Source organism: Micromonospora gifhornensis (genome assembly GCF_016863515.1).
In the GTDB taxonomy this organism is placed as follows: Bacteria; Actinomycetota; Actinomycetes; order Mycobacteriales; family Micromonosporaceae; genus Micromonospora; species Micromonospora gifhornensis.
In genome coordinates this window covers 98,707-118,465 of the sequence record NZ_BOPA01000010.1, presented here as the reverse complement: position 1 = coordinate 118,465, position 19,759 = coordinate 98,707, and the positions used below count along the sequence as shown (strand labels likewise).

At 70.7% G+C, this 19,759-nt stretch carries 17 protein-coding genes and 1 pseudogene; 4 read left to right on the top strand and 14 right to left on the bottom strand.

The window, feature by feature from the left end:
- Positions 1–93: 93 nt before the first annotated feature.
- From Vgi01_RS05085 to disA, 3 genes are all read left to right on the top strand, one after another.
- Entirely contained in the window at positions 94–822 is a 729-nt protein-coding gene (locus Vgi01_RS05085; RefSeq protein WP_204290285.1) for a hypothetical protein, read from the top strand.
- 103 nt (positions 823–925) lie between these two features.
- Positions 926–2,395 carry a DNA repair protein RadA gene (gene radA / locus Vgi01_RS05080; protein WP_204290284.1) on the top strand — a complete coding sequence of 490 codons (1,470 nt, stop codon included), beginning with the start codon at positions 926–928 and terminating at the stop codon, positions 2,393–2,395.
- 107 nt (positions 2,396–2,502) lie between these two features.
- Entirely contained in the window at positions 2,503–3,681 is a 1,179-nt protein-coding gene (gene disA / locus Vgi01_RS05075; protein ID WP_102655961.1) for a DNA integrity scanning diadenylate cyclase DisA, read from the top strand.
- 7 nt (positions 3,682–3,688) lie between these two features.
- On the opposite strand, the gene Vgi01_RS05070 is transcribed toward disA, so the two are convergent.
- The 3 genes from Vgi01_RS05070 to Vgi01_RS05060 form a co-directional block, all read right to left on the bottom strand.
- Entirely contained in the window at positions 3,689–4,414 is a 726-nt protein-coding gene (locus Vgi01_RS05070; RefSeq protein ID WP_204290283.1) for a hypothetical protein, read from the bottom strand.
- Between the two features lie 135 nt (positions 4,415–4,549).
- Positions 4,550–5,110, bottom strand: coding sequence for a peptide deformylase (locus Vgi01_RS05065; RefSeq protein WP_102656023.1), 561 nt, complete (start codon positions 5,108–5,110; stop codon positions 4,550–4,552).
- Positions 5,111–5,133: 23 nt separating this feature from the next.
- Positions 5,134–5,646, bottom strand: a complete 513-nt coding sequence (locus Vgi01_RS05060) for a glycine cleavage system transcriptional repressor (protein ID WP_102655963.1) — start codon at positions 5,644–5,646, stop codon at positions 5,134–5,136.
- Positions 5,647–5,743: 97 nt separating this feature from the next.
- On the opposite strand from Vgi01_RS05060, the gene Vgi01_RS05055 reads away from it, so the two are divergent.
- On the top strand, positions 5,744–6,646 hold the full coding sequence (locus Vgi01_RS05055) for an iron-sulfur binding domain-containing protein (protein ID WP_204290282.1): 903 nt from the start codon (positions 5,744–5,746) through the stop codon (positions 6,644–6,646).
- 154 nt (positions 6,647–6,800) lie between these two features.
- On the opposite strand, the pseudogene Vgi01_RS05050 reads toward Vgi01_RS05055, so the two are convergent.
- The 11 genes and pseudogenes from Vgi01_RS05050 to panC all read right to left on the bottom strand — a co-directional run.
- Positions 6,801–7,622: pseudogene (locus Vgi01_RS05050) on the bottom strand (IS5 family transposase); the annotation flags it as partial.
- A 163-nt stretch (positions 7,623–7,785) separates the two neighbouring features.
- Entirely contained in the window at positions 7,786–8,436 is a 651-nt protein-coding gene (locus Vgi01_RS05045) for a C39 family peptidase (protein WP_102655965.1), read from the bottom strand.
- A gap of 382 nt (positions 8,437–8,818) precedes the next feature.
- The gene (locus Vgi01_RS05040) at positions 8,819–11,359 is read right to left on the bottom strand and encodes an ATP-dependent Clp protease ATP-binding subunit (protein WP_102656024.1); all 2,541 of its coding nucleotides are present in this window, start codon (positions 11,357–11,359) and stop codon (positions 8,819–8,821) included.
- Between the two features lie 457 nt (positions 11,360–11,816).
- Positions 11,817–12,167 carry a histone-like nucleoid-structuring protein Lsr2 gene (locus Vgi01_RS05035; protein ID WP_013736254.1) on the bottom strand — a complete coding sequence of 117 codons (351 nt, stop codon included), beginning with the start codon at positions 12,165–12,167 and terminating at the stop codon, positions 11,817–11,819.
- 114 nt (positions 12,168–12,281) lie between these two features.
- Positions 12,282–13,790, bottom strand: coding sequence for a lysine--tRNA ligase (lysS, locus tag Vgi01_RS05030; RefSeq protein ID WP_204290281.1), 1,509 nt, complete (start codon positions 13,788–13,790; stop codon positions 12,282–12,284).
- A 128-nt stretch (positions 13,791–13,918) separates the two neighbouring features.
- Positions 13,919–14,677: a type III pantothenate kinase gene (locus Vgi01_RS05025; protein ID WP_102655967.1), complete on the bottom strand. Its 759-nt coding sequence runs from the start codon at positions 14,675–14,677 to the stop codon at positions 13,919–13,921.
- 33 nt (positions 14,678–14,710) lie between these two features.
- The gene (gene nadC, locus Vgi01_RS05020; protein ID WP_204290421.1) at positions 14,711–15,607 is read right to left on the bottom strand and encodes a carboxylating nicotinate-nucleotide diphosphorylase; all 897 of its coding nucleotides are present in this window, start codon (positions 15,605–15,607) and stop codon (positions 14,711–14,713) included.
- 26 nt (positions 15,608–15,633) lie between these two features.
- Positions 15,634–17,328, bottom strand: coding sequence for an L-aspartate oxidase (locus tag Vgi01_RS05015; protein WP_204290280.1), 1,695 nt, complete (start codon positions 17,326–17,328; stop codon positions 15,634–15,636).
- A gap of 61 nt (positions 17,329–17,389) precedes the next feature.
- The gene (locus tag Vgi01_RS05010) at positions 17,390–18,286 is read right to left on the bottom strand and encodes a septum formation family protein (protein WP_204290279.1); all 897 of its coding nucleotides are present in this window, start codon (positions 18,284–18,286) and stop codon (positions 17,390–17,392) included.
- Between the two features lie 157 nt (positions 18,287–18,443).
- Positions 18,444–18,863, bottom strand: a complete 420-nt coding sequence (gene panD / locus Vgi01_RS05005) for an aspartate 1-decarboxylase (protein ID WP_102655970.1) — start codon at positions 18,861–18,863, stop codon at positions 18,444–18,446.
- 29 nt (positions 18,864–18,892) lie between these two features.
- Positions 18,893–19,741: a pantoate--beta-alanine ligase gene (gene panC / locus Vgi01_RS05000; RefSeq protein WP_102656026.1), complete on the bottom strand. Its 849-nt coding sequence runs from the start codon at positions 19,739–19,741 to the stop codon at positions 18,893–18,895.
- Positions 19,742–19,759 lie beyond the last annotated feature (18 nt).

Here is a 19,759-nt window from a genome sequence, read left to right as displayed (position 1 = left end):
TCAGCTCCAACTACCCTGGAGCGCGGTCTGCGCGGGCATGGCCAGCGGGTCCGGCGGGTTAGCCGGGTAGTGATCGTGACGAGGAGGACCGACGTGACGCGCTCGATCAGGGGATCCCGGCGAGCTGCCGTACTGCTGCCCGGAATCGCGGCGGCAGCGGCGCTGCTGCTGTCCGGGTGCGGCGCCGGCCAGATCTCCGAGACGGCCAACAAGGTGCCGTCGGTCCAGGGCGTCAACCTCCAGGGCGCCGAGGGCAAGTACGGCGTGCAAGGCGTCCTGGTCGCGTACCCGGGCGTCGAGGGCTACCAGGCCGGCGACAACGCTGTGCTGAACGCGGTCTTCTACAACGACACGCACAACCCGATCACCGTGACGGTCACCTCGCCGGACGCCCGCGAGGTCGTGCTCACCACGGTCCGTGCGGCGACCAGCCCGTCGCCCACCGCGAGCCCGTCGCCGACCGGCTCCCCCTCACCGACCGGCTCGCCCTCGCCCGACGACTCCCCCTCGCCCGACGACTCCCCCTCGCCCGACGACTCGCCGTCGCCGGATCCGACCTCGTCGCCGGACAGCCAGCCGGCCCGGATCGAGATCCCGCCGCTGAGCTACGTGCAGCTGAACACCGAGGGTGACCGGGTGCTGCAGCTCATCGGGCTGAACGGGGCCGTGCTGGCGGGCCAGAACATCACAGTCGAATTCGACTTCGGTGGCGGCGACCAGATCACCAGCCCGGCCCCGGTGGCCGTGCCGCTCACCCCGCCGCCGCCGCCCTCGCCCATCATCGAGCGGCACACCGAGTTCGAGGGCGAAGGCGGCCACTGACCCACCGGGCGGCAGGTCCCGCCCGACCGAATTCCGGCGCCGCCGGCGTGGTGACCCCATGCCGGCGGCGCCGTCGTCGTACCCGGGGGTTAGCGTCGCTGGGGTGAGCATCTCCCGATCGACTCCGGCCCGAGGCGCCGCCGGTGGGCGCGGCACCACCGGTGGGCGCGGCAGGGCCTCCGCCCGCGAGCCCCGGCCCGCGTACGAGTGCGACGCCTGCGGTCACCAGCCACCGAAGTGGGTGGGACGCTGCCCCGAATGCGGCGAATGGGGTTCGGTGGTCGAGTGCACGATCACCGGTCCCACCGTCTCGGGACGGGTGGTCAGCTCCCGGATGCCCGCCGAGCCGGCCCGGCCGATCGCCACCATCAGCGCGGCACCGGCCCGGGCCCGGCCCACCGGCGTCAGCGAGCTCGACCGGGTGCTCGGCGGCGGGCTGGTGCCGGGGGCGGTGGTGCTGCTCGCCGGTGAGCCCGGTGTCGGCAAGTCGACCCTGCTGCTCGACGTGGCCCAGCAGTGGGCGGCCGGCGCGGGCAGCCCGTCGCTGGTGGTCAGCGGCGAGGAGTCGGTCAGCCAGGTGCGGCTACGGGCCGAGCGGATGGGCACCCTGCACGACCAGCTCTACCTGGCCGCCGAGAGTGACCTGGCGGCGGTGCTCGGTCACCTCGACGCCGTCAAGCCCGGCCTGCTGGTGCTCGACTCGGTGCAGACCATCTCCACCACCGGCACCGAGGGGGTGCCCGGCGGGGTCACCCAGGTGCGGGCGGTCACCGCCGCGCTGGTCTCGGTCGCCAAGGAACGCGGGATCGCCACCGTGCTGGTCGGCCACGTCACCAAGGACGGCCAGGTGGCCGGCCCTCGGGTGCTGGAGCACCTGGTCGACGTGGTGCTGCACTTCGAGGGCGACAAGCACTCGTCGCTGCGGATGGTGCGCGGGGTCAAGAACCGTTTCGGCGCGGCCGACGAGGTGGGCTGCTTCGAGATGCACGAGGGCGGCATCAGCAGCCTCGCCGACCCGTCCGGGCTGTTCCTCACCCGCTACGCCGAGCCGGTGCCGGGCACCTGCGTGACGGTGGCGATGGAGGGACGGCGGGCCCTGGTCACCGAGGTGCAGGCGCTGATCGGTGCCACGGTGGCCGGCTCCCCCCGGCGTACCGTCTCGGGTCTGGACTCGGCCCGTCTGGCGATGGTGCTCGCGGTGCTGCAGCGCCGCACCGAGCGACTCACCCTGCACGACCGGGAGGTCTTCGCGGCCACCGTCGGGGGCATCCGGGTGGTGGAGCCGGCGGCAGACCTGGCGGTCGCGCTCGCCGTCGCCTCCGGCGGCCTCAACCTGGCCATCGCACCCCACCTCGTGGCGATCGGCGAGGTCGGTCTGACCGGTGAGGTACGCCGCGTCGGCGCGGTGCCCCGCCGGCTGACCGAGGCGGCCCGACTCGGCTTCCGGCTGGCCCTGGTGCCACCGGGCTGCGGGCCGACCAGCACCGGTGCCGGTCCCGACCAGATGCGGGTGATCGAGGTCGACAACGTCCGTTCGGCGCTTCAGGCGGCAGCCCGGGCATCGGCGGAATGAAAGCCACGTCCCGGGTGATTCCGCCCGGCCCGGACGGAGGGACGGATCGTGACACATCACAGTAACCACAGGAGCACCCACCGCACGGCAGTCCGTAGACTGTGCCCGTGCCAGTCGACCGCGATACCACCAAGCCTGCCGGCGCGACGCCCCACGCCCGCACCGGCGCCGTGGGCTCGCCCGCCCGTCCGATCAGCATCAGCGTGACCGGGGGTGGCAGCGCCGGCGATCCGCTGCGCGCCAATCTGGCCCTGATGGCACCCGGCACCGCACTGCGCGACGGTCTGGAACGCATCCTGCGCGGGCGGACGGGCGCCCTGATCGTGCTCGGCTACGACAAGGTGGTCGAAGGGCTGTGCACCGGCGGTTTCCCGCTCGACGTCGAGTTCTCCGCCACCCGGGTCCGCGAGCTGTGCAAGATGGATGGCGCGGTGGTGCTGTCCAGTGACGGCACCCGGATCGTCCGCGCCGCGGTGCACCTGATGCCCGATCCGACCATCCCGACTGAGGAGTCCGGCACCCGGCACCGCACCGCCGAGCGGGTCGCCCGGCAGACCGGCTACCCGGTGATCTCGGTCAGCCAGTCGATGCGGATCATCAGCCTCTACGTCAACGGGCAACGGCACGTGCTCGACGACTCGGCGGCGATCCTGTCCCGGGCCAACCAGGCGCTGGCCACCCTGGAGCGTTACAAGCTCCGGCTGGACGAGGTCTCCGGCACGCTCTCGGCGCTGGAGATCGAGGACCTGGTCACCGTGCGTGACGCGGTGGCCGTGGTGCAGCGGCTGGAGATGGTCCGCCGGATCGCCGACGAGATCGCCGGCTACGTGGTGGAGCTGGGCACCGACGGCCGGTTGCTCGCCCTCCAGCTCGACGAGTTGATGGCCGGGGTGGACGCCGACCGCACGCTTGTCATCCGGGACTACCTGCCGACCGGTCGGAAGCCCCGCACGCTCGACGAGGCCCTGGTCGAGCTGGACCTGCTCACCGCCACCGAGCTGATCGACCTGGTCTCGGTCGCCAAGGCCATCGGCTACCCGGCCGCCTCCGACGCGCTGGACGCGGCGGTCAGCCCTCGCGGTTTCCGGCTGCTGGCCAAGGTGCCCCGGCTGCCGGTGGCCGTGGTGGACCGGCTGGTGCTGCACTTCGGCAGTCTCCAGCGGCTGCTCGGTGCCACCGTGGAGGATCTGCAGGCCGTCGAGGGCGTCGGCGACGCCCGGGCCCGAGGCGTACGCGAGGGCCTGTCCCGGCTCGCCGAGGCGTCCATCCTGGAGCGGTACGTCTGACGCTCGCTCAGTCGGTGAGGACGAGCTTGACCGGCTGGCTCAGCTTGGTACCCACCCGAGCGAAGACCTCGTACGTCCCGGCGGGCGGGGTTTCGCCGCTCGCCAGCCCGTTGGCGCACCGGCTGCTGTCCTTGCCGTTCCAGCCCACCTGGTACGAGCGCTCAAAGCCCGAGGTGAAGGACTGCACGTCCGACCCGGCGGCGGTGCCGCAGGTGTCCGACGACCAGACCACCTCGGCACCGGACTTGATGTAGATCTCCTGGGCGGTCGCACCGACATCCCGATTGCACGTTCGGTCGGCCCGGTTGCGGACCTTCAGGTGCAGGTCCACCGAGGCACCCCGGACCACCTTCGCAGGCAGCGCCACAGCGGTCACCGAGAGTTCCGCGTCCGTGCAGGTGCCCTCGTCGGCCACGGGTGCGACGGCCGGCGGATTGTTTGTCAGGCTCGACCCGGGCTCGGGGGTCTCGGTCGGTGTGGCCGGACCGGCACCGGCGTCACCCGACGACGACGGCGGCGGCGAACCGGTCTGGGGCGTCAGCACCGAGGTAGTGGGCTCCGGCGTGCCGGAGACGCCCGGATCGGGCTGGTCGCCCCCGGTCGCATCGTTGCCGCCACGCGGGCCGTTGCACGAGTAGAGCAGCACAATCAGGAAAAGCAGGACCGCGCCGAGCACGACGGCGCGACGCCGCCAGTACACGGCGGGAGGCAGGGGGCCGACCGTCAGACGCATGATGCCCCCACCGTAGCGGCGTCGTGCAGAACGGACGGTAACGACGCGCCGAGGCAGAACGGAGCCATCGGAACCCATCCTCCACTGTCGACAGACCCGACCAGGGTCGTCACTCTTCGTACCGGCGCGGCCGGTTCAGAGATAGACCTTGCGCTGATAGATCGCGTGCGCGCCGGCCACCCGGTCCAGGAAGAGCAGCCCGGCGCAGTGGTCGATCTCGTGTTGCAGGGCGCGCGCCTCGAAACCGTCCGTCACCAGGCGGACCTGCTCACCGCTGCCGGGCAACGCCCCCTCGACAACGAGCCGGCTGGCGCGCTTGACGTCCCCGGTGAGATCGGGAACCGACATGCACCCCTCCCGGCCCGCCTTCCATCGGGTCGCCTCGACCACTCGGGCGTTGCAGAGCACGAACGTGCCGTGCACGGTGACCGCCTTGGCGTGCCCCGTCACGTCCACCGCGAACACCTGCGCTCCCACACCCACCTGCGGCGCGGCCAGACCCACGCAGCCCGGCGACACCCGCATCGTGGCGACCAGATCGGCAGCCAGCCGTACGGTCTCCTCCGCGGTCGGGTCGACCGGCGCACCGGCCCGGCTGAGCACCGGGTGCGGCGCGGAGACCACAGGCAACACCTGACCCGGGCCGAGCAGCTCCGGTGTCCAGTCACCGAGGCCCGTCGGTGACTGTGGGTCCAGATCCGGCCCGCCCACCTGCCCGCTCACAGCAGATCCGGGTCGGCGGGACGGAGAGTGACTTCCACGCCCAGGCCGGCGGCGACCTCCGCCAGCTGACCCGGAAGCGTGTCGGTGACATCGGCCGGCAGATCGACCTCGGCGACGACCACGTAGAGCGATCCCACCAGCCGGGTGCTCAGGTCGGTGACGTTGCCGCCGGCCACGGTCACGGCGCGGGTCATCGCGGCCACGATGCCCATCCGGTCCGCGCCGTGCACCGACATGACATAGCGCTCACCGGTGGGCGTGGTCTCCCCGTCCGGCCGCACCTGTCGTACGGTCGCCAGCAGCTGGCCGTCGGCGGTCAGCGGGCCCAGGGCGTCCTCGACCTCCGCGGCCGACGGACCGACGCAGATGAGGGTCATCGCGAAGTGCCCCCGTAGCCGGGTCATCGTGCTGTCGGTGAGGTTGGCCCCGAGCCGAGCGAGCACCTCGGCGACGTCGGCCACGATGCCGGGCCGGTCCCGGCCGATGACGGTGATCGCGAGCTCGTTCATCCGGGCATTCTCCCCGATCGTCGGTCGCCACTGGCCACGGCCCGCCCGGAGGTGTCCAATCGGCGGAACCGGAGCGCGTGACATCATCAGCGACGCGATGACGGAACCGACATTCGCCGGACTGGTGAGCCGGTGGTACGAGCACAACGCCCGGGACCTGCCCTGGCGCAAACCCGACGTCAGCCCGTGGGCGATCCTGGTCAGCGAGGTGATGCTCCAGCAGACCCCGGTGGTGCGGGTGCTGCCCGCCTGGCAGGCGTGGCTGGACCGCTGGCCCACACCGGCCGCCCTGGCACAGGACAGTCCGGCCGAGGCGATCCGCATGTGGGGACGGCTCGGCTATCCGCGTCGCGCGGTCCGGCTGCGCGACTGCGCGGTGGCGATCGTGGAGCGGCACGGCGGCGCGGTGCCGGACCGGTTGGAGCAGTTGCTCGCCCTGCCCGGCGTCGGCACGTACACGGCCCGGGCAGTGGCTGCCTTCGCGTACGGTCAGCGACACCCGGTGGTCGACACCAACGTACGCCGGGTGGTCTGCCGCGCGGTGGCCGGCGAGCCGGACGCCGGCCCGGCGACCCGCCCCGCCGACCTGGTCGCCACCGAGGAACTGCTGCCCGTCGAGCCGGCTGCCGCCGCCCTGGCCAGCGCCGCGATCATGGAGCTGGGGGCGGTGATCTGCACCGCCCGGTCACCCCGCTGCCCGGCCTGCCCGGTGGAGTCGATCTGCGCCTGGCGCGCCTCGGGCCAGGTCGCCCCGGCCGGGCCGACCCGACGACCGCAGCGGTACGCGGGCACCGACCGCCAGGTACGCGGCCTGCTGCTCGGGGTGCTGCGGGAGGCGACCGGCCCGGTGCCGCACCAACGCCTGGACCAGGTCTGGGACGACGACGTGCAACGGGCTCGGGCGCTGGCCGGCCTGGTCACCGACGGCCTGGTCGAGCCGGTCGGCGAGGCGTCCTTCCGCCTGATCGGCGACGGCCCACCGGCACCCGTGCCCGGCTGAGCCCGGCTCCGACGCGTCAGGGCCGGCCTCCATCCGGAGGCCGGCCCTGAGAGACTGTCGGGTAACTGGATGACTACGTCGTGATAAGTCGCTCGGCGTTGATGCGTCGGGCGGCTTCGCGGTCGGTTGCGTTGCTCCACCTGATCGCTTGACCGGCCAGACGTATCGCCATGAGTCGAATCATCGCGATCTTGATCATGGCCTCCGAGTTGACGGTCAGTCGTTCGTAGTCGCGGGCCAGGCGCCGGTTGCGGACCAGCCATCCGAGCGTCCTCTCCACCACCCAGCGGCGGGGTAGGACCTTGAAGCCTTTGATGTCGTCGGTGCGTTTGACGATCTCCACCAGGACGCCGAGCTGGGTCTTCGCCCAGGTCAGCAGCGTGGAGTCGATGCTGTTGGCGTAGCCGCCGTCGGCCCACACGAGGCCGATGGTGGTGAACGCCTCGGCCAGCCGCGCCAGGATCCGCCGGCCGCCGGGACGGTCGTTGACGGAGGCGGAGGTGACCACCACGACCAGGATCAGCCCCATCGTGTCCACGACCAGGTGCCGCTTGCGGCCGGTGGTCTTCTTACCCATGTCGAAACCGCGAGACTCGCCACCCTCACTCGACTTGATCGACTGGGCGTCCAGCACCGCGGCGGTCGGCTCCGGCTCCCGACCGGCCGCCACCCGCACCCGCCGACGAAGCTCGTCATGAACCCGGTCCCACGTCCCGTTCTTACGCCACGTCGTGAACCAGCGATGCGCCGCATCCGCAGGCGCCAGATCACGCGGCATCATCCGCCACGGGCAACCCGACCGCAGCACGTAGAAGATCGAGTCCAGGACCAACCGATCGTCGTACACCCGAGGCCGCCCACCTTTACGCAGGTCACGCACCGGTAGCAGCGGCGCGAGGACCGCCCACATCGCATCGGTCAGACTCGACGGATAGCATGAGCGGGCGTCATCCCCGCCGCGATCTTTGTTGCACACACATCAAGATCATGGCGGGGATGATCTATTTGTCGAGCACCCCACATCGACGCGTCTCGCCATAACCCATCGAGTCGGACCGGTTACCCGACAGTCTCTGAGAGTGTCTGGCCGATCAGGCTGCCAGCCGATCAGGCGGTCGACAGGTCGGGTGGCTGGCGGGTCAGGCGGAGTAGCCGCGGGTGGCGACCCAGTCGGCCAATGCCTCGATGTCGATCCAGTACTCGGCCTTCGCCGGGTCGGCGGAGTCAGCGATCTTCGCCTGGGCACCACCGTCCCGGTAACCGGTCACCGAGACGTAGTGCCCGCCCTCGAAGGAGTGCGTCCCGCCGTCGAGGTCGAACGCCGTGCCGGCGACGTTTGCCACCACACTGCGACCCTCGTCCACCGCGCGGACGATGTCGGCGCGCAACCGATCGGTCTCGGCACCGTCAGCGGCCCGGCCGGGGATCTCCACCGTGCGGTAGACGTCCTTACCGACCCGCTCGTTGAGCGCCTTGGTGATGTCGTACGCGGAGTCGGTGCCACGCTCGGTGGTACCCATCTCTCGGGCCAACTCGTCCTGCGGGACGTCCTTGTCCATGGCCGTCAGCGCGTTGCGCACCGCGGCCGGGCCACAGTAGTAGTAGTTGGGCTGCGCCTGATAGCGCACGTTGAGCTGCCGCTCACCCTTGGCGTGGCCGCGGTCGGCGACCGGCTGGCTGGAGTTCGGGGAAGCGGCGACTGCGCCGGTCGGACCGGCGACCACTCCACCAGCGACAACGGCACCGGCGACGGTCAGGGCGGCCTTGTAGATCAGAGTCGTCATGGTCATCGCCTTCCATCTCGGGGATCGACACGACACCCCGGAAAAGGGGAGGGGTGCGAATCGCGTCGGAGGGAAGTAGCAGCATGCCTCGGCGTCATTCGGCAAGGCCGCTGTCGGACGGCAACGGTCTCACCGGGTGGGTGCCGCCGCGTACCCCTCGTACAACCGCTCCTGGTGGGCGCACATGCCCCGGCAAACCGTGACCGTCGCCACAAGGTTGACGACTCTGACCGATGGCTCGGATCGTCTGCCCACGGTGGGGCCGGTCTGACGTTTTGTCCGGTATAGCCATGGCTGCCCGACGGGATCCGGTCGCTGCCGTGGCGCGAAAAGGCGGCGGCCCGGTGGCAGATGCCACCGGGCCGCCGTCGATGTGAGCTGGTAGAACTCAGGCCGCAGACTCGTCCGCACCGGTGGTAGCGGTGCCACCGAGATCAGCCGGGACGGCGTCCGGCACGTCGACCGGGCGCTCGGAGCCCTGGAAGACGAGCTTGGACTTGTCGATGTCGTTCGGGTCGCCCTCGCAGTCCACCACCACGATCTGACCCGGGGTCAGCTCGTTGAACAGGATCCGCTCGGAGAGGTTGTCCTCGATGTCGCGCTGGATCGTGCGGCGCAGCGGCCGCGCGCCCAGCACCGGGTCGAAGCCCTTGGCAGCCAGGTACTTCTTGGCGTTGTCGGTCAGCTCAAGACCCATGTCCTTGTTCCGCAGCTGGGTCTCGATACGGGCGATCATGATGTCGACGATCGACAGGATCTCCGTCTGACGCAGCTGGTGGAAGACGATGGTGTCGTCGATCCGGTTGAGGAACTCGGGCCGGAAGTGCTGCTTGAGCTCGTCGTTGACCTTCTGCTTCATCCGGTCGTAGTTCGACTCGGAGTCCTCCGAGGCCTGGAAGCCCAGAGAGACCGCCTTGGCCACGTCCCGGGTGCCCAGGTTGGTGGTCAGGATGATGACCGTGTTCTTGAAGTCCACGATCCGACCCTGACCGTCGGTGAGCCGACCGTCCTCCAGGATCTGGAGCAGCGTGTTGAACACGTCCGGGTGGGCCTTTTCGATCTCGTCGAAGAGCACCACCGAGAACGGCCGACGCCGCACCTTCTCGGTCAGCTGGCCACCCTCGTCGTAGCCGACGTACCCGGGCGGGGCACCGACGAGCCGGGAGACCGTGTAGCGGTCGTGGAACTCGGACATGTCCAGCTGGATGAGGGCGTCCTCGCTGCCGAACAGGAACTCGGCGAGCGCCTTGGACAGCTCGGTCTTACCCACACCGGACGGGCCGGCGAAGATGAACGAGCCCGAGGGGCGCTTCGGGTCCTTCAGGCCGGCGCGGGTACGCCGGATGGCCTTCGAGACCGCCTTGACCGCGTCCTCCTGGCCGATGACGCGCTTGTGCAGCTCGTCCTCCATGCGCAGCAGGCGCGAGGTCTCCTCCTCGGTCAGCTTGTAGACCGGGATGCCCGTCCAGTTGCCCAGCACCTCGGCGATCTGCTCGTCGTCGACCTCGCTGACGACGTCCAGGTCACCGGCCTTCCACTCCTTCTCCCGCTGCGCCTTCTGGCCCAGCAGCTGCTTCTCCTTGTCGCGCAGCTGAGCGGCGCGCTCGAAGTCCTGCGCGTCGATCGCGGACTCCTTGTCGCGACGCACCTGGGCGATGCGCTCGTCGAAGTCACGCAGGTCTGGCGGCGCGGTCATCCGGCGGATCCGCATCCGGGCGCCCGCCTCGTCGATGAGGTCGATCGCCTTGTCCGGCAGGAACCGGTCGGAGATGTAGCGGTCGGCAAGCGTCGCGGCAGCCACCAGCGCGGCGTCGGTGATGCTCACCCGGTGGTGCGCCTCGTAGCGGTCGCGCAGGCCCTTGAGGATCTCGATGGTGTGCGCCAGCGACGGCTCACCCACCTGGATCGGCTGGAACCGGCGCTCCAGCGCCGCGTCCTTCTCCAGGTGCTTGCGGTACTCGTCGAGGGTGGTCGCGCCGATGGTCTGCAGCTCGCCACGGGCCAGCATCGGCTTGAGGATGCTCGCCGCGTCGATCGCGCCCTCGGCGGCACCCGCACCCACCAGGGTGTGAATCTCGTCGATGAACAGGATGATGTCGCCGCGGGTGCGGATCTCCTTGAGCACCTTCTTGAGGCGCTCCTCGAAGTCACCGCGGTAACGGGAGCCGGCCACCAGCGCGCCCAGGTCGAGCGTGTAGAGCTGCTTGTCCTTGAGCGTCTCGGGCACCTCGCCCTTGATGATCTTCTGGGACAGCCCCTCGACCACGGCGGTCTTGCCGACGCCGGGCTCACCGATCAGGACCGGGTTGTTCTTGGTACGGCGGGAGAGCACCTGCATGACCCGCTCGATTTCCTTCTCGCGCCCGATCACCGGGTCGAGCTTGCCCTCGCGGGCCGCCTGGGTCAGGTTCCGGCCGAACTGGTCCAGCACCAGGCTGGTCGACGGCGCGGCCTCACCCGGCGCGGTGCCCGCCGCGGCCGGCTCCTTGCCCTGGTAGCCGGAGAGCAGCTGGATCACCTGCTGGCGGACCCGGTTCAGGTCGGCGCCGAGCTTGACCAGCACCTGGGCGGCGACGCCCTCGCCCTCGCGGATCAGGCCGAGCAGGATGTGCTCGGTGCCGATGTAGTTGTGGCCGAGCTGCAGCGCCTCGCGCAGCGACAGCTCCAGCACCTTCTTGGCCCGCGGCGTGAACGGGATGTGCCCGCTCGGCGCCTGCTGGCCCTGGCCGATGATCTCCTCCACCTGCTGGCGGACGCCCTCCAGGGAGATCCCGAGGCTCTCCAGGGCCTTGGCCGCGACGCCCTCACCCTCGTGGATCAGGCCCAACAGGATGTGTTCCGTACCGATGTAGTTGTGGTTGAGCATCCGGGCCTCTTCTTGGGCCAGGACGACAACCCGTCGCGCTCGGTCGGTGAACCGCTCGAACATGCCCTCGTGCTCCTCACGTGCCGTGCGCACTCGATCTTGGTGGTCAAGACTCTCGGCGGGGCCGGTGCGCGAGCGCCCGGGACGGGCGTCCGCGCCTCATTACTCTATCGCCGCGAACCGGCTCGGCTGACCTCGTGTGTCTGCGCGGTGGGCCCGGTACGCGTCGTTTTGCACAACCCTCCGCGCTCAGCGGGTGTTCCGGGCGGGGGGTCTGTACGCGCAGAGCGAAATTCGACGGACAGCCGTAAGCCATCGGGACCGCGCACGGAGGGGCCCCGGAGACCGGACGGCATCCCTTCCGACGCCATCCACAGGGTGTGGACAACACATCCACCGGCTGTGGACAACGCCCGACCCGCCGGCTTTAGTCCCCGCGGACGGGCCTGAAACGACGCCGACGCCGGCCCGGAATGTTCCTCCGGGCCGGCGTCGGCCGACGACCTTCGCGGGAGTCGTCTCAGTGACCCGCCTTGGCGTGGTACTCGTCGACGATCTCCTGCGGGATGCGACCCCGGTCGGAGATGTCCTTGCCGGCCTTGCGCGCCCAGGCCCGGATGGCCTTGTTCTGCTCGCGGTCGGCGGTGGCTCCACCGCGACCACGGGCGGCGCGCCCACCGACGACCACACCGCCACGGCCGACCTTGGTGCCGTGCGCGATGTACTGCGCGAATGCATCACGCAATTTGTCGGCGTTGGAACTCGACAGGTCGATCTCGTACTGAACGCCGTCGAGGGCGAACTTGACGGTCTCGTCCGCGTCCCCGCCGTCCAGGTCATCGACCAGCTTGTGAATGATCTGCTTGGCCACGTCCCACATTCCTTTCGAGCAGGGCTGATACTGCCATCTGCGACAGCAACAATAACCTGTCAGATGCTTGTCACGTCAATAGGACGCGGTAACGAGCCGACGAGTTCCGTACGACTACTCCGGGCGAACCAACGGGAACAGGATGGTTTCCCGAATTCCCAGGCCGGTCAGCGCCATCAGGAGTCGATCGATTCCCATTCCCATGCCACCGGCCGGCGGCATTCCATACTCCATCGCCCGGAGAAAGTCCTCGTCCAGCCGCATCGCCTCATCGTCGCCACGAGCGGCCAGTTGCGCCTGGGCGAGCAGCCGTTCCCGCTGCACCACCGGATCGACCAACTCCGAGTACGCGGTGGCCAACTCGAACCCGAACACATACAGGTCCCACTTCTCGGCCACGCCCGGCTCACTGCGATGTCCACGGGTCAGTGGGCTGGTCTCCTCCGGATAGTCGCGCACGAAAGTGGGCGCCTGAAGCCCTGGCACGACCAACTCCTCGAACAACTCCTCGGCCAACTTGCCCGGCCCCCACTTGGGGTCGACGCTCACGCCGACCTTGTCCGCGTACTCGACGAGGCGGGCCCGTTCGGTGCGGACCGTGACCTCTTCGCCGAGCGCCTCGGAAAGCACACCGAAGAGGCTCACCGAACGCCACTCGCCGCCCAGGTCGAACTCTTGACCGTCGGCGTGCGTCACCACGGTCGACCCGGTTGCCGCGATCGCCGCCTGCTGTACGAGATTCCGGGTCAACTCGGCCATCGTGTTGTAGTCGCCGTACGCCTGGTACGCCTCGAGCATCGCGAACTCCGGTGAGTGCGAAGAGTCGATGCCCTCATTACGGAAGTTACGGTTGATCTCGAACACCCGCTCGACGCCACCCACCACGGCGCGCTTGAGAAACAGTTCCGGCGCGATTCGTAGATACAGGTCGGTGTCGAGTGCATTGCTGTGGGTCACGAAAGGTCGGGCCGCCGCACCACCGTGCAGCAACTGGAGCATCGGGGTCTCGACCTCGATGAATCCCTTGTCGTGCAGCAAATCGCGCAGACTGCGTACCGCAGCCGCCCGGGTACGCACCATCTGGCGCGCCTGAGGGCGGACGATCAGGTCGACGTAACGCTGCCGTACCCGGGCTTCCTCACTGAGCGGCTTGTGTGCCACCGGCAGCGGGCGCAGGGCCTTGGCGGTGACCGCCCACTGCTCGGCCAGCACCGACAGCTCACCCCGCCGGCTGGTGATCACCTCGCCGGTGATGCCGACCAGGTCACCCAGGTCGATCAGGCGCTTCCAGTCGTCCAGTCGCTCCGCGCCGACCCGGTCCAGCGACAGCATGGCCTGCAGTTCCGTGCCGTCGCCGTCCCGCAGCGTGGCGAAGCAGAGCTTGCCGGTGTTCCGTACGAAGATCACCCGGCCGGTGACCGAGACCTGGTCGCCGGTCGCGGTGTCCGTGGGCAGGTCGGCGTAGCGCTCCCGCACCTCGGCGAGGCTGCTGGTACGCGGGAAGCTGACCGGGTACGGCTCGACGCCGTCGGCGAGCATCCGCTCCCGCTTCTCCCGGCGGACCTTCATCTGCTCGGGAAGGTCGTCGGCGGGGTCGACTGGCACGGGGCTCTGCTGGGTCACGGCACGCTTCCTCAGAGGGAGAATTCGGACGGGGTCAAGCCCAGAGCGTACTCAAGCCCCCGAACTCCCGTTACCGGATAACCCGCCCCCCATGACCCACCCCACCCAGCAAGCCGGTGCAGCCCGACTCAGACGTTCCGCTCATAGACCATGCGCAACCCCATCAACGTGATCATCGGCTCGTGGTGCGTGATCGTCCGGCACTCGTTGAGCACCAACGGCGCCAGCCCACCGGTGGCGATCACCGCCTTCAGCTCGCCCATCTCCTCGGCCATCCGCTCGACGATCCGGTCCACCTGGCCGGCAAAGCCGAAGTAGAGGCCCGCCTGCAGGCACTCCACGGTGTTCTTGCCGATCACCGAACGCGGCTTGGTCGCCTCGACCTTGCGGAGCTGGGCGGCGCGGGCCGCCAGCGCGTCGAAGGAGATCTCGATGCCCGGCGCGAACGCGCCGCCGAGGAACTCGCCACGACCGCTGATCACGTCGAAGTTGGTGGTGGTGCCGAAGTCGACCACGATCGACGGGCCGCCGTAGAGGGCGTACGCGGCCAGGGTGTTCACCACCCGGTCGGCGCCGACCTCCTTCGGGTTGTCGATGGCCAGTTGCACGCCGGTGCGTACCCCCGGCTCCACGATCACGCTCGGCAGTTCCCCGTAGTAGCGGGTCAGCATGGTCCGCAGCGACCGCAGCGCGGCCGGCACGGTCGAGCAGGCCGCCACCCCGGTGATCTCGACGGCGTCCCCGGCGAGCAACCCCCGGAACATCAGCCCCAGCTCGTCGGCGGTCGAGCGGGCGTCGGTCTTGATCCGCCAGGAGTGCACAAGCTGGTCGCCGTCGAAGGTCGCCAGCACGGTGTTGGTGTTCCCGATGTCGATGCAGAGCAGCACGCCACGCAGCCTAGACGGCCGGTCCTGCGGGGCTCACTCCGTACGCAGGTCCAGCGCGATGTCCAGGATCGGCGAGGAGTGGGTGAGCGCGCCGACGGAGAGGAAGTCCACGCCGGTCGCCCCGACCTCGGCGGCGTCGGCGAGGGTCAGCCCGCCGGTCGCCTCCAGCTCGGCGCGGTCACCAACAGCCGCCACCACCTCGGTGAGCAGCTGCGGGGACATGTTGTCCAACAGCAGGAACCTCGCGCCGGCCTCGACCGCCTCCACCGCCTCGGCGAGGGTGTCCACCTCCACCTGCACCGGTACGTCGGGGAAGGCCTCGCGGACCCGCCGGTAGGCCGCGGTGATCCCGCCGGCGGCGTACTTGTGGTTGTCCTTGATCATGGCGACGTCGTACAGGCCCATCCGCTTGTTCGTGCCGCCGCCCGCGCGGACCGCGTACTTCTCCAGCATTCGCAGGCCCGGCGTGGTCTTGCGGGTGTCGAGGACCATCGCCTTGCTGCCGGCCAACGCGTCCGCCCAGGCCCGGGTGTGGGTGGCCACCCCGGACATCCGGCTGAGCAGGTTGAGGGCGGTGCGTTCGCCGGTGAGCAGCACCCGGGTGGGGCCGGTCACCGTGGCCAGCACGTCGCCGCGGGCCACCCGATCGCCGTCGTGGGCCACCACGGACACCTCGACGGTACGACCACCGCCGGTCAGTTCGTCGGCCACCTCGAAAACGGCGGCGGCCACGGCCAGCCCGGCCACCACCCCGTCGGCCCGAGCCACCACGTCGACGGTGTCGGTCTGCGTCGCCGGGATGGTCGCCACGCTTGTGACGTCGAGCAGGTCCGGGCCGAGATCCTCGACAAGCGCGGTCTCGATGATCCGGCGCACCTGCTCGGGCGCAAGTCCGGCCGCGCGCAGCAGCCCTTCGGTCGCCTTGCTCATGCCCACCCCTGCGGCACCGTTGTCGCTCATCGTGTCTCCTCCCACCGCATGGCCAGCCGGTTCTGCGCCCCGATCGCGCCGACCAGGTGGCCGTGCCACCGCGCATCGGCCGACGGGTGGTCCTCCCGCCAGTGACAGCCCCGGGTCTCCTGCCGGGCGTACGCCGCGGCGACAAGCATCGTCGCCACCGTCAGCAGGTTCGTCGCCTCCCAGTCGGCGGTACGGGGCGTACCGCGCTCCGCGCCCAGCTCGACCAGTTCGGCGGCGGTCCCGCCGAGCGTCGCCGACGAGCGGAGCACGCCCGCGCCCCGGGTCATCGCCCGTTGCAGGACGGGTGTGGCCGCAGCCGGCAGCACCCAGCCGTCGCCGCCCCGCCAGGCCCCGGTCTCCGCCGGGCGGGCCTGCTCGGGCAGCCCGGCGGCGATGTGATCGGCGATCCGCCGGGAGAAGACCAGTCCTTCCAGCAGCGAGTTGCTGGCCAGCCGGTTCGCGCCGTGCACGCCGGTGCAGGCAACCTCACCGCAGGCGTACAGGCCGGGGATGGAGGTGCGACCGTGCAGATCGGTACGGACGCCGCCCGAGGCGTAGTGGGCGGCGGGCGCCACCGGGATCAGGTCCACGCCCGGGTCCACGCCGATGGCCTGGCAGGAGGCGACGATGGTGGGGAACCGGCGGGCCAGGAAGTCGCCGCCGAGATGGCGGGCGTCGAGGTGGACGTGGTCGGCACCGGTGGCCAGCAGCACCCGGTGGATGCCCTTGGCCACCACGTCCCGGGGGGCCAGCTCCGCCAGCTCGTGCTGGCCGAGCATGAACCGTTTGCCGTCGGCGTCCACCAGGTACGCGCCCTCGCCCCGCAGCGCCTCGGAGACCAGCGGCTGCTGGGCGTGGCCGTCGCCGGGCGTACGGGCCTGCTCGGGCACGATCAGCGCGGTCGGGTGGAACTGCACGAACTCCACGTCGGTGACCGCGGCACCGGCTCGCATGGCCAGGGCCACCCCGTCACCGGTGGAGACCGCGGGGTTGGTGGTCGCCGCGAAGACCTGACCCATCCCGCCGGTGGCCAGCACCACGGCCCGGCTCAGGATGGCGCCCACGCCGTCCTCGCTGCCCTCGCCGAGCACGTGCAGGGTGATGCCGCACGCCCTGCCGAGCCCGTCGGGGCCGTCGCCGGGGGCGCGGAGCAGGTCCAACACCAGCGCGTGCTCGACCAACCGGATCCACGGGTCACGGCGGACCGCCTCGTGCAGGGCCCGCTGGACCTCGGCGCCGGTCGCGTCGCCGCCGGCGTGGACGATCCGGTCCGCCCGGTGCCCGCCCTCCCGCGTCAGCATCAACGAGCCGTCGGGGTTGCGGTCGAAGGCGGCGCCGATGCGCATGAGTTCCCGCAGCCGGGTCGGCCCCTCCTCCACCAGCACACCGACCGCCGCCGGGTCGCAGAGCCCGACGCCGGCGATCTCGGTGTCGGAGGCGTGCATCGCCGGGGTGTCCGCCGGGTCGAGCACCGCGGCGATGCCGCCCTGGGCCCAGCGGGTCGAGCCCTCGTCGATGTTCACCTTGGTGACCACTGTGACGTGCAGGCCGGCCTCGCGCAGGTGCAGCGCGGCGGTCAGCCCGGCCACTCCGGAGCCGACCACGATCACATCGGTCGTCTCCACCCAACCCGGTGCCGGAGCGGACAGCAGGCGGGGCAGCGCCGGCAGGCCGACGGTCGGTAGCTCCATCCCCTCAGTCAACCCGAACGTCACTCGGCTCGGGCGGCGGGGGCGGGACGAGTGGTTCCGGCTACTTCGTCCGGACCGGCAGGCCGGCCGGACCGGCCCCCTTGAGCGAGCCGGTCACCTGCCGGTCGCTGAGCCAGAGGTAGCAACGCACCCCCCGGTCACCGGCCCGCCACCGCCCGGCGCTGGGCGGGCGGACCACCAGGTCGGTGCGGTAGAGCAGGTCGGTGCTGTCCGGCAGACCGGCGTAGCGGGCGAGGACGGTACGACAGCCGGCGTAGAACGGCGCCCACTCTGCACCGTTCGCCGGGTACGGGCGGTCAGGCGCCTGCCACACTCCGGCGAACTCGGCATTGTGGCGCTCGGCGCAGTCCACCTGCGCCAGGGCCTGCACCACCCCGGAGCGGTTGGTACGGGCCTGCTGGCACCCCAACCAGAGCGGTGACGGTGGCCGCAGGGCGTTGCGCAGCGAGCCGCTGCGGGTCACCACCTTGGCTCCCGCCTCGGCGGTGGTCACCTCCATCAGGTCGCAGCGGTACCAGCGCGACCCGGCGGCCCAGCCGGCCCCGGTGGGCACCGCGACCGCCAGTCGCAGCCGGCCGGCCCGCCAGTTGTCCCCCACGTAACCGTTGGTCCGCTGGTCACAGTCGGCGAAGGCGGTACGCAGTTCGGGTGAGGCGATCGGCGGCGGTTCGTTGCGTTCGGCGGTGAAGACCCCGACGTGCACCGTCTCCACCCGGTGCGGCGTGGCGCAGTCCACCGGCGCGTACGCCGCCACCGGCACCGCGTCGGCGAAGTCCGTCTCGTGGCAGACCTCGGCCGCCGGGGTGAACGCGCCGGGCGCAGCCATGGCCGGCCAGTCGTCGGTCAGGTCACCGTCGAGTCCGTCCGGCGCACCGCAGCCCGCCAGCACCGCCGCGACGGCCAGGGCCGCGGTCAGGGTTCTCGTCGCACGCTGCATGACGCCGCCTCCCCCAGCCAGCGGCCGTCCCCCGACGGCGGTCACAGCGTAACCAGAAATGACCTTCCGGTGACAGACCGGATTCCGGGGCACTGCGGGAGGCAGGCGTTAACAAGGGGCCCTTTCACCTCATGAGGCGTTAATAAGGTGCCCTTCCTTACACCGAGAGCGGGTTGGGGAGGGGGCTGCCGGCGGTGCCGGGGGCGGCGGTCGACGGGTCGGCACCCAGGTCGACGACCTTGTTGTCGGCGTCGACGTGCACCACCCGGGGGCGGTACGTGCGGGCCTCGGCGTCGTCCATCTGCCCGTACGAGATCAGGATGACCAGGTCACCCGGGTGCACCAGGTGCGCTGCCGCACCGTTGATGCCGATCACGCCGCTGCCCCGCCGGCCCGGGATCACGTACGTCTCCAGCCGGGCGCCGTTTGTGATGTCCACGATCGCGACCTGTTCGCCGGGCAGCAGGTCGGCGGCGTCGAGCAGGTCCTCGTCGACGGTCACCGACCCGACGTAGTGCAGATCAGCCTGGGTCACCGTGGCCCGGTGGATCTTGGATTTGAGCATGGTGCGGTACATCGGGACGCCTTTCGCGCTGATGTGTCTGGTCAGGAGGCCGGGTGCAGCAGGACGGGCGCGTTGTCGATCAGCCGGGTCTGGCCCACCCAGGCGGCGACGAGCAGCCGGGCCGGCCCTTCGACCGGCCCCGGTTCCAGGTCGGGGTCGGTGAGGACCAGGTAGTCGAGGCGGGCACCGGGCTCGCCGGCTCCGAAGGCGGCGTGCGCGGCGCTCAGCACCGCCCCGGCGTCGCGGCCCGCCTCGGCGGCCTCGGCACCGGCCCGCAGCGCCCGCGACAGGCCGAGCGCCACCTGCCGCTCCTCGCTGGAGAGGTAACGGTTGCGGCTGGACAGCGCCAACCCGTCGGGCTCCCGGACGGTGGGTACGCCGACCACCTCGACCGGCACGTCCAGGTCCCGACACATCCGCCGGACCAGGGTCAGCTGCTGGTAGTCCTTCTCCCCGAAGAACGTCAGGTCGGGGCGGGTGAGCTGGAGCAGCTTCAGCACCACGGTGAGCACACCGTGGAAGAAGCCGGGGCGGCTCAGCCCTTCCAGGTCCTCGCCGAGCGGGCCCGGGTTGAGCCGTACCTGCGGTGCGCCGCCGGGATACATGTCCGGCACCGCCGGGGCGAAGACCAGGTCGGCACCGGCCCGCCGGCACACCTCGAGATCAGCGTCGAGGGTCCGGGGATAGCGGTCGAAGTCCTCGGTCGGGCCGAACTGGAGCGGGTTCACGAAGATCGTCACGATCACGTGATCGGCGCGCTCCCGGGCCGCCCGCAGCAACGACTCGTGCCCCTCGTGCAGGGCCCCCATGGTCATCACCACCCCCACCGTCCCGGTGAGGGCGGCGCGGGCCTCGGCCAACTCGGCACGGGTGTGCACGAGCCTCGTCACGTGATCCATCGCCGCCCC

What these genes read in the sequence shown, in the direction of transcription:
- Vgi01_RS05070 (WP_204290283.1), bottom strand. Translation starts at nt 4,414, where the DNA reads ATGCGTCTGACGGTCGGCCCCCTGCCTCCCGCCGTGTACTGGCGGCGT.
- Vgi01_RS05060 (WP_102655963.1), bottom strand. Translation starts at nt 5,646, where the DNA reads ATGAACGAGCTCGCGATCACCGTCATCGGCCGGGACCGGCCCGGCATC.
- Vgi01_RS05055 (WP_204290282.1), top strand. Translation starts at nt 5,744, where the DNA reads ATGACGGAACCGACATTCGCCGGACTGGTGAGCCGGTGGTACGAGCAC.
- Vgi01_RS05045 (WP_102655965.1), bottom strand. Translation starts at nt 8,436, where the DNA reads ATGACCATGACGACTCTGATCTACAAGGCCGCCCTGACCGTCGCCGGT.
- Vgi01_RS05040 (WP_102656024.1), bottom strand. Translation starts at nt 11,359, where the DNA reads ATGTTCGAGCGGTTCACCGACCGAGCGCGACGGGTTGTCGTCCTGGCC.
- nadC (WP_204290421.1), bottom strand. Translation starts at nt 15,607, where the DNA reads ATGAGCAAGGCGACCGAAGGGCTGCTGCGCGCGGCCGGACTTGCGCCC.
- Vgi01_RS05015 (WP_204290280.1), bottom strand. Translation starts at nt 17,328, where the DNA reads ATGGAGCTACCGACCGTCGGCCTGCCGGCGCTGCCCCGCCTGCTGTCC.
- Vgi01_RS05010 (WP_204290279.1), bottom strand. Translation starts at nt 18,286, where the DNA reads ATGCAGCGTGCGACGAGAACCCTGACCGCGGCCCTGGCCGTCGCGGCG.
- panD (WP_102655970.1), bottom strand. Translation starts at nt 18,863, where the DNA reads ATGTACCGCACCATGCTCAAATCCAAGATCCACCGGGCCACGGTGACC.